Source organism: Protofrankia sp. BMG5.30, assembly GCF_001983005.1.
GTDB lineage: Bacteria > Actinomycetota > Actinomycetes > Frankiales > Frankiaceae > Protofrankia > Protofrankia coriariae.
The window spans coordinates 1-16,081 of the sequence record NZ_MOME01000039.1 but is presented as its reverse complement, the minus strand read 5'-3'; the positions used below and the strand labels follow the sequence as shown (position 1 = coordinate 16,081).

General features: G+C 71.1%; 14 protein-coding genes. 11 read left to right on the top strand and 3 right to left on the bottom strand.

All coding sequences use genetic code 11. From position 1 onward, the window contains the following. Nucleotides 1-62 precede the first annotated feature (62 nt). Complete coding sequence (locus tag BL254_RS19155) at nucleotides 63-1,259, top strand: site-2 protease family protein (RefSeq protein WP_047223527.1); 1,197 nt, start codon at nucleotides 63-65, stop codon at nucleotides 1,257-1,259. Next, nucleotides 1,256-2,233, top strand: a complete 978-nt coding sequence (locus tag BL254_RS19150) for a tRNA (adenine-N1)-methyltransferase (protein ID WP_371390945.1) — start codon at nucleotides 1,256-1,258, stop codon at nucleotides 2,231-2,233. Before BL254_RS19155 ends, BL254_RS19150 begins: the two co-directional genes overlap by 4 nt. Nucleotides 2,234-2,436: 203 nt before the next feature. Here BL254_RS19150 and BL254_RS28620 read toward each other — a convergent pair whose 3' ends face one another. Then, on the bottom strand, nucleotides 2,437-2,697 hold the full coding sequence (locus BL254_RS28620) for a ferredoxin (RefSeq protein WP_047223528.1): 261 nt from the start codon (nucleotides 2,695-2,697) through the stop codon (nucleotides 2,437-2,439). Nucleotides 2,698-2,958: 261 nt separating this feature from the next. Here BL254_RS28620 and arc point away from each other — a divergent pair, with 261 nt between their 5' ends. From arc to prcA, 5 genes are all read left to right on the top strand, one after another. Continuing rightward, entirely contained in the window at nucleotides 2,959-4,764 is a 1,806-nt protein-coding gene (gene arc / locus BL254_RS19140; protein WP_076844400.1) for a proteasome ATPase, read from the top strand. Between the two features lie 559 nt (nucleotides 4,765-5,323). After that, nucleotides 5,324-6,841 carry a depupylase/deamidase Dop gene (gene dop, locus BL254_RS19135; protein ID WP_371390943.1) on the top strand — a complete coding sequence of 506 codons (1,518 nt, stop codon included), beginning with the start codon at nucleotides 5,324-5,326 and terminating at the stop codon, nucleotides 6,839-6,841. Between the two features lie 598 nt (nucleotides 6,842-7,439). Next, on the top strand, nucleotides 7,440-7,658 hold the full coding sequence (locus BL254_RS19130) for a ubiquitin-like protein Pup (RefSeq protein ID WP_047223530.1): 219 nt from the start codon (nucleotides 7,440-7,442) through the stop codon (nucleotides 7,656-7,658). Nucleotides 7,659-8,129: 471 nt separating this feature from the next. Beyond that, nucleotides 8,130-8,909, top strand: a complete 780-nt coding sequence (prcB, locus tag BL254_RS19120; protein ID WP_371390941.1) for a proteasome subunit beta — start codon at nucleotides 8,130-8,132, stop codon at nucleotides 8,907-8,909. Between the two features lies 1 nt (nucleotide 8,910). Further along, entirely contained in the window at nucleotides 8,911-9,633 is a 723-nt protein-coding gene (prcA, locus tag BL254_RS19115) for a proteasome subunit alpha (protein ID WP_076844396.1), read from the top strand. Nucleotides 9,634-9,727: 94 nt separating this feature from the next. Here prcA and BL254_RS19110 read toward each other — a convergent pair whose 3' ends face one another. Then, nucleotides 9,728-10,468, bottom strand: a complete 741-nt coding sequence (locus tag BL254_RS19110) for a dienelactone hydrolase family protein (protein WP_076844394.1) — start codon at nucleotides 10,466-10,468, stop codon at nucleotides 9,728-9,730. Between the two features lie 302 nt (nucleotides 10,469-10,770). Here BL254_RS19110 and pafA point away from each other — a divergent pair, with 302 nt between their 5' ends. The 4 genes from pafA to BL254_RS19090 all read left to right on the top strand — a co-directional run bounded on the left by pafA (nucleotide 10,771) and on the right by BL254_RS19090 (nucleotide 15,196). Further along, the gene (gene pafA / locus BL254_RS19105; RefSeq protein ID WP_076844391.1) at nucleotides 10,771-12,129 is read left to right on the top strand and encodes a Pup--protein ligase; all 1,359 of its coding nucleotides are present in this window, start codon (nucleotides 10,771-10,773) and stop codon (nucleotides 12,127-12,129) included. Between the two features lie 13 nt (nucleotides 12,130-12,142). Further along, the gene (locus BL254_RS19100) at nucleotides 12,143-12,676 is read left to right on the top strand and encodes an FKBP-type peptidyl-prolyl cis-trans isomerase (RefSeq protein WP_047223535.1); all 534 of its coding nucleotides are present in this window, start codon (nucleotides 12,143-12,145) and stop codon (nucleotides 12,674-12,676) included. A 253-nt stretch (nucleotides 12,677-12,929) separates the two neighbouring features. After that, nucleotides 12,930-14,219, top strand: a complete 1,290-nt coding sequence (locus BL254_RS19095; protein WP_254858298.1) for a YafY family protein — start codon at nucleotides 12,930-12,932, stop codon at nucleotides 14,217-14,219. Next, nucleotides 14,216-15,196 carry a YafY family protein gene (locus tag BL254_RS19090; protein WP_047223536.1) on the top strand — a complete coding sequence of 327 codons (981 nt, stop codon included), beginning with the start codon at nucleotides 14,216-14,218 and terminating at the stop codon, nucleotides 15,194-15,196. Before BL254_RS19095 ends, BL254_RS19090 begins: the two co-directional genes overlap by 4 nt. A gap of 143 nt (nucleotides 15,197-15,339) precedes the next feature. On the opposite strand, the gene BL254_RS19085 is transcribed toward BL254_RS19090, so the two are convergent. After that, complete coding sequence (locus BL254_RS19085; protein WP_083731202.1) at nucleotides 15,340-15,951, bottom strand: class I SAM-dependent methyltransferase; 612 nt, start codon at nucleotides 15,949-15,951, stop codon at nucleotides 15,340-15,342. Nucleotides 15,952-16,081 lie beyond the last annotated feature (130 nt).

The window sequence follows — 16,081 nt, the reverse complement described above, 5'->3', positions numbered from 1 at the left end:
CGACACGCACTGGCGGTCATGGGGTGTCCCGCCACCGGCAAAGACTCCGTAGCATCGCAGACATGGCCGATCAGCCTGACCAGGTCCCGCGTCCCGGCTTCCCCCACGCCGGCGGAGGCGGCCAGGAGGGCGAACCCGGCCGTCGGCCGCCCGGCATGCTCGTAGGGCGGGTCCGCGGCGTACCGGTGTACCTCTCCCCGCTGGCGCTGCTGTTCGGCCTCATCATCGGCCTGCTGCTGCTTGAGCCCAACCGGGAGCGTCTGCCCGGTGTGGCGGACGGGCGGCTGTACCTGCTGGTCGCGATCACCTCCGCCGGGTTCATCGCCTCCCTGGTCCTGCACGAGATCGGCCACTGCCTGACAGCCCTCGGCCTCGGCCTGCGGGTGCGCGCGGTGACGGTGCACGGGTTCGTGGGATTCACCGAGATCGAACCCGAGCCGCCGACCCCCGCCCGGGAGTTTCTGGTCGCCGTCTCCGGGCCGGCCGTCAACGGGGTGCTGGCCGGCGTGGGCTTCGCCCTGCTGGCCGCGCTGGACAGCGGCACCCAGCCCAGCGTGGTCATACTTGACCTGGCCGCGACCAACCTGATCCTCTTCGTGTTCAACCTGCTGCCCGGTCTCCCGCTCGACGGGGGCCGGCTGGTCGTGGCCGCCGTCTGGGGCGGCACCCGGGACAGGCTGCGCGGCGCCCGGGCCGGTGCGTATGGCGGCTACGTGGTCGCCGGCCTGCTGGCGCTGTGGGTCCTGCTCTCCCCGGGCAACCGGTTCGCCGGTCTCTACCTGCTGGTGGTGGCGGCGTTCATCGCGCTCGGGGCGCACCAGTCGCTGCGCCAGGCGCGGATCCGGATGCGCCTGCCGGGGGTGTCGGCCGGGCGTCTGGTGCGGCGTACCCTACCGGTGCAGGGGGACGTGCCGCTCGCCGAGGCGCTGCGACGCGCCCGGGATCTCGGGGCGAGCGCGGTGGCCGTGGTCGACTCCGCCGGCACACCCGTCAAGATCATGAATGGCTCCGCGGTGGACGCCCTGCCCGAACACCGCCGGCCATGGATGACCGTGGACGAGGTCAGCCGCACGATCACCCCCGGYATGGTGCTGGCAGCGGAACTGGAAGGCGAGGACCTGTTGGCGGCGGTACGCGGCACACCCGCGAGCGAGTATCTGGTGACGCAGGACGGGCGCCCGGTGGGCGTGCTCGCCATGGTCGACCTGGTCGCCCGTATCGACCCGGCGAGCATCGGCCGGCTGGTGAACCAGCGGTGAGCGCCGAGCCGGCGCCGCACGGTGACGCGAGCGAACCAGACGAACCAGGAGAGCCAGTGATACACCGGTCACCCACCGGCGCCGCCAACCGTCGCGGGACCCTCACCAAGGGTGACCGTGTCCAGCTCACCGACCCCAAGGGGCGGCGGCACACCGTGACGTTGGAGCCGGGCCGCCAGTTCCACACCCACGCCGGCGCCATCGAGCACGACGACCTGATCGGCCGCACCGAGGGCGTGGTGGTCACCAGCACCGGGGGGACGCCCTACCTGGCGCTGCGCCCGCTGCTGACCGACTTCGTCCTGTCCATGCCACGCGGCGCCGCCGTGGTCTACCCGAAGGACGCCGCGCAGATCGTGACCTACGCCGACGTCTTCCCCGGCGCGCGGGTGCTGGAGGCCGGCGTGGGCTCGGGGGCGCTGTCGTGCTCGCTGCTGCGGGCCGTCGGCGACCAGGGGCTGGTCGTCTCCTACGAACGGCGGGCCGACTTCGCCGAGATCGCGCGCAGGAACGTCGAGACCTTCTTCGGCGGGCCGCACCCCGCCCACGTCCTGCACGTCGGGGACCTCGCCGAGGCGACCGAGCGGGACATCGACCGGGTGGTCCTGGACATGCTGGCCCCCTGGGAGGTGCTGGGCACGGTCAGCGCGGCGCTGGTGCCCGGCGGGGTCGTCTGCGCCTACGTCGCCACCACCACGCAGCTGGCCCGCGTCGTCGAGGAACTGCGGGCCCACGGCGCGTTCGCCGAGCCGGCCGCCTGGGAGTCGATGACGCGCACCTGGCACGTGGACGGGCTGGCGGTGCGCCCCGACCACCGCATGGTCGGCCACACCGGCTTCCTCGTGACGGCCCGGCGGCTGGCAGACGGGGTCACCGCCCCGCCGCGGCGGCGACGGCCCGCCAAGGGCGCGCATCCCGAGGAGACACAGATTTCCGGAGCGGTCCAGACAGCCGCTCCGGTGTCGGATTCCTGACGCCGGTACCGCCCGGATGTCGGATCCCCGACATCCGGGCGCCCGGCTTTCGTGACGCTGAGAACACCGGGACGCTCCCGGCTCCCGTCCAGCGCCCGATCGGCTGAGATGTTCCCGGGGTGCCGCCGGGCGCCGGATGCCGGTGCACCCGACACCCGATGGGGCGGTGCGCCCGGGTGAGACAGTGCGCCCGGGTGAGACGGTCAGGAGCCGGGGCCGGCCTCGAGGGTCCCGTCGGGGCGTTCGACGTAGATGCAGTTGCCCGGGCAGTCGTCCGCGGCGGCCACGACGTCGTCCACCAGCGGCAGCGGTACCGGCGCCGACGCGCCGGCCTGGGTGCGCAGCTCGCCGTCGGAGCCCTTGACGTATGCCAGACCGTCAATGTCGAACTCGAACACGGTCGGGGCGAGCTGGACGCAGAGGCCGTCGCCGGTGCACGCGCCCTGGTCCACACGTACTCGCAACGTCGAGGGCGCTGCCGTGGACCCCGCCGAGGAGGCCGCCGTGGACCCTGCTGCGGGCCTCGTCGTGGGCGCTGTCGAAGGCGTCGATGCCTCAGGGAAATTCGTGGGCGTTGCCACAGGGCTCCGATCGTCTGTCACCATGGCACCGTAACTCGCTGTTTACGCCAAAGCAGGCCCGTAGTCGTCAGACCGGCGTGCCAGCGGCGGTCACAACGGTAGTGTTGGGTGCGTCCCGGTCAGCACGGGGGAGGTGGAGGCGCGGTGTCCGGTCCCCGTTCGGGCTCTGGCTCCGGTGGGARTTCGGGCCGTCCAGGCGATGGAGATCCACGAGCGTCGGCGTACGAGAAAGAAGTACACGAGCTCACAACACAGGTCGCTTTCCTCGAGGAGGAGGTGGCGATGCTGCGGCGCAGGCTCAACGAGTCGCCGCGGCAGGTTCGCGTGCTTGAGGAGCGACTGGCCGAGGCCCAGGCGGACCTCGCCGGCCTCAGCGGGCAGAACGACAAGCTCGTGGCCACACTGCGCGAAGCTCGTGATCAGATCATCGCCCTGAAGGAAGAAGTCGACCGACTCGCCCAGCCGCCCAGCGGCTATGGGATCTTCATCGGGTCGTACGACGACGGCACGGTCGACGTGTTCACCCAGGGGCGCAAGCTGCGGGTGACGGTGTCGCCGAACGTCGGCGTCGGCGATCTGAGCCCTGGGCAGGAGGTCATGCTCAACGAGGCCCTCAATGTCGTCGACGCGCGCGCGTTCGAGCGTCACGGCGAGATCGTCCTGCTCAAGGAGGTCCTGGAAAGCGGTGACCGGGCTCTGGTCATCGGCCACACCGACGAGGAGCGCGTGGTCCTGCTCGCCCAGCCGCTGCTGGAGGGGCACCTGCGGGCCGGCGACTCGTTGTTGATCGAGACTCGGTCGGGGTACGCGTTCGAGCGCATCCCCAAGTCCGAGGTGGAGGAGCTGGTCCTCGAGGAGGTACCGGACATCGGCTACGAGCAGATCGGTGGTCTCAAGGGCCAGATCGAGTCGATCCGGGACGCCGTCGAACTGCCGTTCCTCTACAAGGATCTCTTCCTCGAGCACAAGCTGAAGCCCCCGAAGGGCGTCCTGCTCTACGGCCCGCCCGGCTGTGGCAAGACGCTCATCGCCAAGGCGGTGGCCAACTCGCTGGCGAAGAAGGTCGAGGCCCAGACCGGCCAGGGCAGCGGCCGGGCGTTCTTCCTGAACATCAAGGGCCCCGAGCTGCTGAACAAGTACGTCGGYGAGACCGAGCGGCAGATCCGGCTGGTGTTCCAGCGGGCGCGGGAGAAGGCGTCCGAGGGCATGCCTGTGATCGTGTTCTTCGACGAGATGGACTCGATCTTCCGGACCCGCGGGTCCGGGGTGTCCTCGGACGTCGAGAACACGATCGTCCCGCAGCTGCTCAGCGAGATCGACGGTGTCGAGCAGCTCGAGAACGTGATCGTGATCGGCGCGTCCAACCGTGAGGACATGATCGACCCGGCGATCCTGCGTCCGGGCCGACTGGACGTCAAGATCAAGGTGGAGCGTCCGGACGCCGAGGYGGCCAAGGACATCTTCGCCAAGTACGTCACGCCCGATCTGCCGCTGCACGCCGAGGACCTCGCCGAGAACGGCGGCAGCCGGGAGGCGACCTGCCAGGGCATGATCCAGCGGGTCGTCGAGCGGATGTACGCCGAGAGCGAGGAGAACCGCTTCCTCGAGGTCACCTACGCCAACGGTGACAAGGAGGTCCTGTACTTCAAGGACTTCAACTCGGGCGCAATGATCGAGAACATCGTCGCCCGGGCGAAGAAGATGGCGGTCAAGGAACTCATCGAGGGGGGCGTCAAGGGGCTGCGCATGCAGCACCTGCTCAACGCCTGCGTCGACGAGTTCAAGGAGAACGAGGACCTGCCCAACACGACCAACCCGGACGACTGGGYACGGATCTCCGGCAAGAAGGGCGAGCGGATCGTCTACATCCGCACGCTCATCACCGGGACCAAGGGCACCGAGGCCGGCCGGTCCATCGACACGATCGCCAACACGGGCCAGTACCTGTAAGTCGGTCGGCCCAGCCGATCGGAGGAAGAGACCGGAAGGCACCGGACGGAGCGGGGCCCGGCCCCGGGGCACCCACGCCAGGGCGTCCCAGGGCCGGGCCCCGCTCCGTCTCGTCTCCCCTCGGTGTCCTCTCGGTGCCCTCTCCTCGGTGTGCACAGAGCCGCGAGGGAGCATCGGGGAGCGCGGCGAGGGAACGGCGAAGAAACACAGCCACGGGTGTCTTCCGGGTACGCAGGACGTTCCGCCGAGGGCGGGAGAGCAGGGAATCCCCGCTCTCCCGCCCTCGGCGTTGACGGGGCGCGGCACGCGCCCGGGCCGGGGCGGGGCGGACGTCGAGGGGCATCGAGGATGCGCCGAGGGAGCCCCGAGGGAGTGGATGTAAACGATTTCCCTGGGCGTTCCGCAGGCGCGGCACGCTCCCGGGCCAGGGTTTTCCGGTCATCAGCGGGCCGTCGATGGGGTGTTTGGTCCGTATTTCTGGGATTTTGTCAGGCAGTCACCGAAGGTCACCCGTCCGGTCCAGGTCTCGGTGCGGGCTCAAAGCACCTACGCTGACAGTGTGAGCGTTCGCCGGATCATGGGAGCCGAGACCGAGTACGGCGTCTCGGTGCCCGGTCAGCCAACCACCAACCAGATGCTTGCCTCGTCGCTGGTGGTCAATTCCTACGCCAGCCGACAKGCGACCGGCGGCAGCCGGGCCCGGTGGGACTTCGAGGAGGAGTCGCCACTGCGCGACGCGCGGGGCTTCGAGCTGCCCCGCGAGCCGGTGGTCGATCCGTCCGCGCCCGCCAACGAGGACGACCTGGGCCTGGCCAACGTCATCCTCACCAACGGCGCCCGCCTCTACGTCGACCATGCCCACCCGGAGTACTCCACGCCCGAGGTGACCAACCCGCGCGACGTGGTGCTGTGGGACAAGGCCGGCGAGCGGGTGATGGCCGAGGCCGCCCGGCGGGCGCTGTCCGTGCCGAACACCATGCCGGTGCACCTGTACAAGAACAACACGGACAACAAGGGCGTCTCCTACGGCTGCCACGAGAACTACCTGATGGCCCGGTCCACGCCGTTCGGCGACATCRTGCGCCATCTCATCCCGTTCTTCGTCTCCCGGCAGGTCGTCTGCGGCGCCGGCCGGGTCGGCATCGGGGTGGACGGCCGGGAGGCCGGCTTCCAGCTCAGCCAGCGGGCCGACTTCTTCGAGGTCGAGGTCGGCCTGGAGACCACCCTGAAGCGTCCGATCATCAACACCCGGGACGAGCCGCACGCCGACCCGGAGAAGTACCGCCGGCTCCATGTGATCATCGGCGATGCGAACATGAGCGAGATCTCGACCTACCTCAAGGTCGGCACCACCTCGCTCGTGCTCGCGATGATCGAGGACTCCTGGCTCGACGTCGACCTCAGCGTCGACAACCCGGTGAGCAGCCTGCGGGCGGTCTCCCACGACCCGTCCCTGCGCCACCTGCTGACGCTCGGCGACGGCCGGAAGATGACCGCCGTCCAGCTGCAGATGGAGTACCTCGAGCAGGCCCGCAAGTACGTCGAGGACCGCTTCGGCACCGACCCGGACGCGCAGACCGCGGACGTGCTCTCCCGCTGGGAGTCCGTCCTGGTGCGTCTTGAGGACGACCCGATGAGCTGCTCCCGGGAGCTGGACTGGGTCGCCAAGCTCGCCATCCTCGAGGGCTACCGGGCCCGGGACGGGGTGGGCTGGGACGCTCCCCGGCTCCAGCTGGTCGACCTGCAGTACTCCGACGTGCGGCCCGACCGTGGCCTGTACAACCGGCTGGTGGCGCGCGGCCGGGTCGATCTGCTGCTCACCGAGGACGAGATCGTCCGCGCCATGRCCGAGCCGCCGCACGACACCCGGGCGTTCTTCCGGGGCCGCTGCCTGGCGCTGTACCCGCAGCAGGTGGCCGCCGCATCCTGGGACTCGGTCATCTTCGACATCGGCCKCGACTCCCTGCAGCGGGTGCCGACCCTGGAGCCGCTGCGCGGGACGAAGGCGCACGTCGGCGAGCTGCTCGCCCGCTGCCCRACCGCGCTGGACCTCGTGGACGCCCTCACCGGCGGCTGACCGGGACCACCTCACACAGCCTCCACCAACCCCCCACCGGACTCCTACCGTCCCCGCCACACGGACGCCAGGCCCCACGCCAGCCGGCTCTACCGCCGGCGTGGGGCCCTGCTCGGCCGGGGCGAGCAGGCAGGGAACCGACCGCCGGGCCGGGCCGGGCGCCCTGGGCCCGTGGGTGCAGCGTGCGCCCCTGGGGTACGGGCCTGCCTCGTTCGTCCTCGTAGCGGGCCCGCAGGCCCGCCACACCGCCGCTGACGACGAGGTGGGGCTGGTGGCCGAGCGGGCCGTCCGTGCGTTGCGCCATGGGCGGACGTCGCGACGGATCCGCTGGATCGTGATGAAGTGGTTCTCCACCGGCCAAAGGCAGCGCGATCATGTTCCTCGCGCTGCCGGCGGCCAGACTCCTGGGTCACCGGCCAAAGGCAGAGCGATCATGTTTTTCGCGCTGCCGGCGGCCGGAGCCTGCGGGTGGGCTCATGGCGGGCCGGGCTCGCGACCACCACGTCGGCGTGGTGAGGTCGATGGCGGGCGGCGAGGAACGCCTCAGGATGTCCGGGCCCGGAGATAGTGTCGCTCCAGACGATCGAAGGAGGGTCTCATGGCCACGAAGGACACCGGCGGCGGTCAGCAGCGCGCGGGCCGACGGACGGACCAGAGTGACGACGTCGAGGTCGAGGAGTCCAGCGCCAGCGACATCAAGGAGAGGCACGAGAAGCTGTCCGAGGACGTCGACTCCCTGCTCGACGAAATCGACGACGTGCTCGAGGAGAACGCGGAGGAGTTCGTCAAGGGCTACGTCCAGAAGGGGGGCGAGTAGGCAGCCCCCGCCGACCGGCCGCAACGGCCGAGCGGGAACATCGGGACCGGGGCCGGGAGAACCGGCCGGGACGCCGGCCACCGGGTGGGGCACGGCACAGCCCGCCTGACGGACAGGGCGGGACGGGTGCATGCCCGACCGGGGCCCGCCGGCTGCCGGGCCGCGTAGGGCCCATCCCGGTCGCGGCGGTGCGCGGCCCCGGCAACGTCGCCGGTGGGCCGCCCCGGCATCAGCGGCGCGGGACGACAGTGACATCGTGTGCGGCATCGCACTACGGGTTTCCGTGTGCGTCGTCACACCGTGGGTCATTGTGCGCCTCAGCGCACCGTGGGTCATGGCGTGCGTCATCCGCACCATGGGTCTCGGCGGCCTCACCGACGACCTGGTACCACTTATCCGACCCACCGACTACCTGAAGGGGGATGTGTGGCTGATCCAGCGGGAGTCGCCGGGCGTCTACCGTCTGTGTTCATGACACCGGGAACGTCGTCGTTCACCGAGTTCCTGGCCATGGCCGCGCCCGAGCTGCTGCCAGGCGCACGCGGCAGTCTGCCGGCCGCCGTCACCGAGGTGGCCCATGGCACGACGATCGTGGCGGTGACGTACCCCGGCGGCGTGATCATGGCCGGTGACCGCCGCGCGACCATGGGGAACRTAATCGCACAGCGGGACGTCGAGAAGGTCTTCCACGCCGACGAGTACTCCTGTGTCGGCTATGCCGGCACGGCCGGGATCGGCGCGGATCTCGTCCGCCTGTTCCAGGTCGAGCTCGAGCACTACGAGAAGATCGAGGGTTCCACCCTCAGCCTGCACGCGAAGGCCAACCGACTGTCCTTCATGATCAAGAACAACCTCGGCMTGGCGCTGCAGGGGCTCGCGGTCATCCCGCTGTACGCGGGCTACGACCTCGACGCCGGCAAGGGGCGGATCTTCTCCTACGACATCACCGGTTCCCGGGCCGAGGAACACGGCTTCCAGGCCATCGGCTCCGGCTCCGTCTTCGCCCGTGGCGCGTTGAAGAAGAAGGTCCGGGACGACCTCACCCAGGACGCGACCGTCCGGGTCGCCGTGGAGGCGCTCTACGACGCCGCCGACGAGGACTCCGCCACCGGCGGCCCGGACCTGTCCCGCCGCATCTACCCGGTGGTCGCCTCGGTGACCGAGGACGGTTTCCGCCGCTTCACCGACGACGAGGTGGGCGCCGTGGTCGAGGCCGTCGTCGCCGGCCGTCTGACGAATCCGGGAGGCTGACATGACCATGCCCTTCGGCTATGCCAGTCCGGAGCAGCAGGTCCGGGACAGGTCCGAGTACGCCCGCAAGGGGATCGCGCGCGGCCGCAGCGTGGTTGTGCGCAGCTACGCCGACGGCATCCTGTTCGTGGCGGAGAACCCCTCGTCCACCCTGCACAAGATCAGCGAGATCTACGACCGGGTGGCCTTCGCCGCGGTCGGCAAGTACAACGAGTTCGAGAACCTGCGGACGGCGGGTGTACGCATGATGGACGTCCGTGGGTACATGTACGACCGCCGGGACGTCACCGGGCGGGCGCTGGCCAACTTCTACGCCCAGRCCCTCGGCACGATCTTCACCGACAGCATCAAGCCGTACGAGGTGGAGATCGTCGTCGCGGAGGTCGGAGAGGATGCCGTCTCCGACCAGATCTACCGGCTGACCTACGACGGGTCGATCGCGGACGAACGCGGGTTCGTGGCCATCGGTGGGCAGTCCGAGCAGGTCAACACGTCCCTGAAGGAGCATCACGCGGACGCGCAGCCGCTGGCCACGGCGCTGCGGGTCGCCGCGAACGCGCTGCGGGCCGGCACGCCCCCGGGCGCCAACGGCGACCGCGTCCTGTCCTCGGCCAACCTCGAGGTCGCGATGCTCGACCGCACCCGCAGCCGTCGGCTGTTCAAGCGCATCTCCGGCCCACAGCTGGACGCGCTGCTGGACGAAGGCGCCGACACCCCGACCTGACCCGGCAGGCTGGCTGTTCCTCCGCCGGAGGGCCGGTGCGGCCGGCGGCGATGTGTGACTCGTCTCACGTCGCCGCCGGCCTGGGAGAACTGGTTCAGGCGGCGGCCACATGGGCGCGCAGCCAGGCCAGCGTTCGGTTCCAGGCGTCCTCGGCCGCCGCTGGCCGGTGGATCTCGACGCGGTCGTCGCTGTGGAAGGCATGGCCGGCGCCGGGGTAGCTGATCAGCGCGGTGGGCACCGCCGCCGTGCCCGCGGCCGTCCGCAGCGCGTCGATCTCGTCGATGCTGATCAGCGTGTCCTGCTCGCCGTACAGACCGAGCCATGGCGCGCGCAGCGCCGGAGCGAGGCRCACCAGCGGCGGTATGCCGTCCCAGTACGGTGTGCGCACCCCACCGCCGTAGAACGACACGGCCGCGCCCACGGCATGGCGGGTGGCGGTGGCCAGCGCCACGGTCCCGCCCATGCAGAAGCCGAGCACCGCGGTCCGCCCGGGAGCGAAGCCTGCGCCGGCGAGGTGGGTGAGGCTGGCGTCGACGTCCGTGGTGATGCCGGCGGCGGTCAGAGTGCCCATCTGCCGCGGCGCGGACGGCCAGCTGCCGGCCGGGTCGACCTCGGCGATCCCGTCCCGGTGGTAGAGGTGCGGGGCGACCGCGAGCCAGCCGGCACCGGCCAGCCGTACGCACACCGACACCAGGTACGGCGTGATTCCCCGCGCGTCCTGGACCACGATCACCCCGCCGTGGGTCGGACTGCCCGGGCGCGGCGTGACCACCGTGGCAGGGGTGGTGCCACCCACGGTCGTGACGACTGCGGAGGGTTCGGGCGTCACCGTCATGCTGGTCGTCCTCTCTACCGTCTCCGGCGGGCTCTTCCGGCGGAGACGGCCCTCGGAGTTCTCGGATCGCGCCCCGGATCATCTCCGGACTGTCTCTTGATCGTCTCTGGATCGCAGCCTGCGGCTCCGGCGCGGACGTTACCGGACGCGGGCGCGCATCCGACCCACTTCACCACCCTTTGCGTCAGGGTTGTGACCCTCTGTGCCACGACGGGCGCCGAGGAGGTCACAGGCGGCCACGGACGAGGGCGGCTGGAGCGTCCGCTCACACCAGGGTGGGCGGGCGGCATAGGGTCGTCGGTGTGGATCGCCGCATCTTCGGCCTGGAGAACGAGTACGGGGTCACCTGTGTCTTCCGCGGCCAGCGCAGGCTGTCCCCGGACGAGGTGGCCCGCTATCTCTTCCGTCGGGTCGTCTCCTGGGGTCGTAGCAGCAACGTCTTCCTGAAGAACGGTGCCCGGCTCTATCTCGACGTGGGCAGCCATCCGGAGTACGCCACCCCCGAGTGCGACTCCGTGCCCGACCTCGTCACCCACGACAAGGCCGGCGAGCGCATCCTGGAGGGGCTGCTGGTCGAGGCGGAACGGCGGCTGCGCGAGGAGGGTATCGCCGGCGACATCCACCTGTTCAAGAACAACACGGACTCGGCCGGCAACAGCTACGGCTGCCACGAGAACTACCTGGTGGGGCGGCACGGCGAGTTCAGCCGGCTCGCCGACGTCCTGGTGCCGTTCCTGGTCAGCAGGCAGATCCTGTGCGGGRCGGGCAAGGTCCTGYAGACCCCGCGGGGGGCRGTGTACTGCATCTCGCAGCGCGCCGAGCACATCTGGGAGTCGGTGTCGTCGGCGACCACCCGGTCCCGTCCGATCATCAACACCCGGGACGAGCCGCACGCCGACGCCGAGCGGTTCCGGCGCCTGCACGTGATCGTCGGCGACTCGAACATGAGCGAGACCACGATGTTGCTCAAGATCGGCTCGACCGATCTGGTCCTGCGCATGATCGAGGCCGGGGTGGTGCTGCGGGACATGTCGCTGGAGAACCCCATCCGGGCAATCCGCGAGGTCAGCCACGACATGACCTGCCAGCGCAGGATCAAGCTGGCGAACGGGCGGGAGGCGAGCGCGCTGGAGATCCAGCGCGAGTACTTCACCAAGGCGCAGGAGTTCGTCGAACGCCGCGGCGGGGACGCGGTCGCCAAGCGCGTCCTGGACCTGTGGGGCCGCACCCTGCTCGCGATCGAGACCGACGACCTGGAACTGGTCGCCCGCGAGATCGACTGGGTGACCAAGTACGTGCTCATCGACCGGTTCCGGCACCGGCACGGCCTGTCGCTGGCCTCGCCTCGGGTGGCCGAGATCGACCTGAAGTACCACGACATCCATCGTGACCGGGGCCTGTACTACCGGATGGAACGCGGCGGGCTGGTGGAACGGGTCAGCCGCGACCTCGACATCTTCGAGGCGAAGTCCGTCCCGCCGCAGACCACTCGGGCCCGGCTGCGTGGTGAGTTCATCAAGCGGGCCCAGGAGAAGCGACGCGACTTCACCGTCGACTGGGTACACCTGAAACTGAACGATCAGGCACAGCGTACGGTGCTCTGCAAGGATCCGTTCCGGTCCGTCGACGACCGGGTCGACAAACTCATCGCCAGCATGTGAGGACCACCTACCTGTGACCGTCGTTCCACGCCTTGGCCGAGGTGTCCGTTTTGTTATACTCTCCGCCGTTCTGCTCGCCACGCTGCCCGTCACACTTGCCGCCTGCGGAAGCTCCACCGCGCCCGACGGGACGGGCGAATCGCAGCTACCGACAGTGACAGGCGCGGGCGACCTGTCGGCCAAGCCGACGATCGCGGCCGGTGCCGGCACGCCGCCTGCGACGCTGGTGACCCGCGACCTCGTGGTCGGCACCGGCGCGGTGGCGTCGCCGACCAGCACCGTGTCGGTGCAGTACGTCGGCACCCTGTGGGCCAACGGCAAGGAGTTCGACGCGAGCTGGGACCGTGGAGAGCCGTCGATCTTCCCGCTGGACGGCGTCATCCCCGGCTTCCAGCAGGGCATCGCCGGGATGAAGACCGGCGGCCGGCGCACGCTCGTGATCCCGCCCGAACTCGGCTACGGCGCGACGGACCAGGGGCCGATCCCGGGCGGATCCACCCTGGTCTTCGTCGTCGATCTCGTCGGCGTCCAGGCCAGCGACAACTGACCGGTGTCCCGCCCGACCGGTCCGCGCGGACGCGGACGGACCGATCAGGCGGGGCCGGGCCGGGCCGGGTCGGGCCGCCGGCCAGTCCGGGCGACAGGCGTCGATCGTGTGTTCGATCTCCTCGAACGCGCGGTCGACGCTTTACGGGCCGGGTTGTCGCATGGGCGACGCTGAAGATCCAACAGGGGTGTTCTAGCCTCGTACGGTGTCCCGTCGTCGGCTGGAACGGCTGCTGAACCTGACGATGTGCCTGATGGCCACATCGCGGTTCCTCACCGTCTCCGAAATCGGCGAGCTCGTGGAGGGTTACACCCCCGGCGACACCGCTGACGAGCAGGAGGCGTTCCGCCGCATGTTCGAGCGGGACAAGCAGTACCTGCGCGACATCGGCATCCCGCTGGAGACCGGGTCGGACTCGTACTGGAGCGACGAGGTCGGCTACCGCATCCGCCGCGGCGACTACGCGCTGCCGGAGATCTCCCTCGACCCGGACGAGGCCGCCGCTCTCGGGCTCGCCGCCCAGCTGTGGTCCAGCACGGCGCTGGCGGACGCGTCCGCCAGCGCCCTGCGCAAGCTCGCGGCCGGCGGTATCCGCACCCTGCCCGGCCCGGACGGCCTGGAGCCGCGGGTCGCCACCACGGAGCCCGCGTTCGCACCCTGCCTGGCCGCCGTGCAGGCCGGGCGGGCCGTCCGCTTCCCCTACCGCAAGGTGGAACAGACCGAGGCCCGCGAACGCCACGTCGAGCCGTGGGGGGTGGTCTCCTGGCGGGGACGCTGGTACCTCGTCGGCCACGACCGTGACCGGCGGGCCCCCCGGGTCTTCCGGCTGTCGCGGGTGACCGGCGCCGTGCGCGCGGTCGGGCCGGCAGGCGCGGTCCGCGTCCCCGACGGGGTCGACCTGCGGGCGCTGGTGTCCGCGTCGGCGCCGTCGCCCGAGCCCACCCGCACCGCCGTCCTGTGCGTCCGCCCGGGGGCCGGTCACGCGCTGCGCCGGTACGCCCGGGCGCTCCCCGCCGACGGCCCGCGGCATCTCGCGCCGGGGAGCGACGAGGGCCGCCTGGCCGCCGCGGCGGCCGGGATGGACTGGGTGGAGCTCGACTACTCCGACACCGAGCAGCTGGCCAGATGGATCGCCGGCTACGGCGCGGACGTGCTGGTGGAGCAGCCGGCACAGCTGCGTGCCGAGGTGGTACGCCGACTGGCCGACGCCGCCCGGGCCCACGACGGCATCGAACGGCCACGCCCGGCGGCGAAACCGGCGGACCCAGCCGGTTCCCGGGCGTTCTTCTGCTCCGCGGCCCCGGCCTCCCCACCGGCCACCTCTGTGAAAAAGCCGACCGGGGGACGGAAGAGGCAGTCGGCGGCCGCGTCCCCGGGGAAGCCAACCGGGGACACGGTGATTCCGCCGGTGGTCCCGCCGGTCGCTGACACGGTGGCCAGGGATCCGGCGGGACCGCCGCTGCCCTCGTCGGACGCCCCGGCCGACGGGGAAGCGGGCAGGGCGCCCAGCGGGGCGGCGACGCTGCCGGAGAACGTGCCGTGAGCCCGCCGGTGTCCTCCGCCTCCGCCGCCGACCGGCTCAGTCGGCTGCTGGCCCTGGTGCCGTGGCTGCGCGCCCATCCCGGGGTGTGCCTCGACGAGGCCGCCGCCACCTTCGGGATCACCGTCCGCCAGCTGCGGGACGACCTGGACCTGCTGTTCGTCTGCGGCCTGCCCGGCGGCGCCCCCGGTGACCTGATCGATCTGAGCTACTCCGCCGACCAGATCTCCGTCCTCGACCCGCAGACCCTCGACCGCCCGCTGCGGCTGTCCGCGGACGAGGCCATGGCGCTGGTCGTCGCGGCCCGCACGCTCGCCGACGTGCCCGGCCTGTCCGCCCGCGACGCGCTCGACCGGGCGCTGGGCAAGCTGGCGGACGCCGTCGGCACCCTGCCCGCCGACCGGGTCCGTGTCGAGCTCGACGCCCAGGACGGGGTCCTGCGGGCCGTCCAGGACGCGGTGGCCCGCGGCCGGCAGCTGCGCCTGCGCTACCTGGTCTGGTCCCGCGACGAGCTGACCGAACGCGACGTCGACCCGATGCGGGTGCTCACCCGGGACGGCCACTGGTACCTGGAGGGCTGGTGCCACCGGTCACAGGCGGTCCGGCTGTTCCGCCTCGACCGGATCGACGGCCCGGACGGCGTCACCGTGCTCGACACACCCGCCGACCCGCCGCTGGAGGCCCGCCCGCGGGACACCGACGGCCTGTTCGAGCCCGGCCCGGCGGAGACGCTGGTCGTCCTCGAGCTGGAACCGGCCGCACGCTGGGTCGCCGACCACTACCCGGTCGTCTCCCGCCGCGAGCTCGACGGCGGCCGTCTGCTGGTGGAACTGCGCATCTGGGAGCCCGGCTGGCTGCGCCGCCTGCTGCTCGGCCTCGGCGACCAGGCCAGAGCTCTCGGGCCCCCCGACATCGTCGCGGGCATCCACACCGCCGCCACCCAGGCCCTGGCCGCCTACGGCCTCGACAGCCACGAATAGGCCCAGCGCTACCCCGTCCGGCATGCCGCTCGACGGACACGGCTCCTTCGGCCGGCAGCGCCCCGGACGTGGACGTTGAACGAGTTCGTCCCTGACCGATCCGCTCTCGATTGGTCAGGGACGAACTCGAGTGATTCAGCGGGTCAGGTTCGGCGGGCGACGAGCATCAACCGGCTCGAGCCGAGCTGGTAGGGCGCACCGTCCGGCCCGGCGTACCGCTCGATGCCGGTGAACCCGCCGTCGATGAGCAGCTCACCGAGCTGGCGGCTGGTGTAGACGCGGTGCAGTGCCGTGGCGTCGACGACCTCCCCGCCCCGGCTGAACCGGTACCGGCTGATCAGGCAACTTTCGTCGACGTCGTACTCGGTCGTCGTCTCGACCGTGATGTCCCCGGTCCGCATGGTGCGTGGCTGACCGGTGTAGCCCGGCAGGACGGTCTCCGCGGTCGCGTTGAAGTCGATGACGAGACCCCCGCCGGGGCGGAGGGCACCGGCGAGGGCCGCGATGAACTCCCGGGTGCCGGCGGTGTCCAGGTAACCGAAGCTGTTGCCCAGGCACACGGCGGCGTCGAACGACGCCGGCCGTGGGATCGAGCGCATGTCCGCCTGGGCGAACCTGACGTCGAGGCCGGCCCGAGCCGCCTCCCGCCTGGCATGGCCGACGGCCTCGGCCGAGATGTCGACCCCGGTCACCCGGTGGCCGAGCGCCGCGAGCGCCAGGCTGTGGCGGCCGCTGCCGCACGGGACGTCGAGAATCCGGCCGCCAAAAGGCCCGGGACTGTTTCAAGATCGGTGTTTCCGGCCCGACACGCCGGGCCCTCGGGGTCCGGCGGGATGGGCACTGTGAGTGATGACATCGGGTGATATGACCCCTCGCAAGCAAGAT

Coding starts and splice junctions, on each gene's coding strand:
- BL254_RS19130 (WP_047223530.1), top strand. CDS start 7,440: ATGGCCACGAAGGACACCGGCGGCGGTCAGCAGCGCGCGGGCCGACGG.
- BL254_RS19095 (WP_254858298.1), top strand. CDS start 12,930: ATGGCCACATCGCGGTTCCTCACCGTCTCCGAAATCGGCGAGCTCGTG.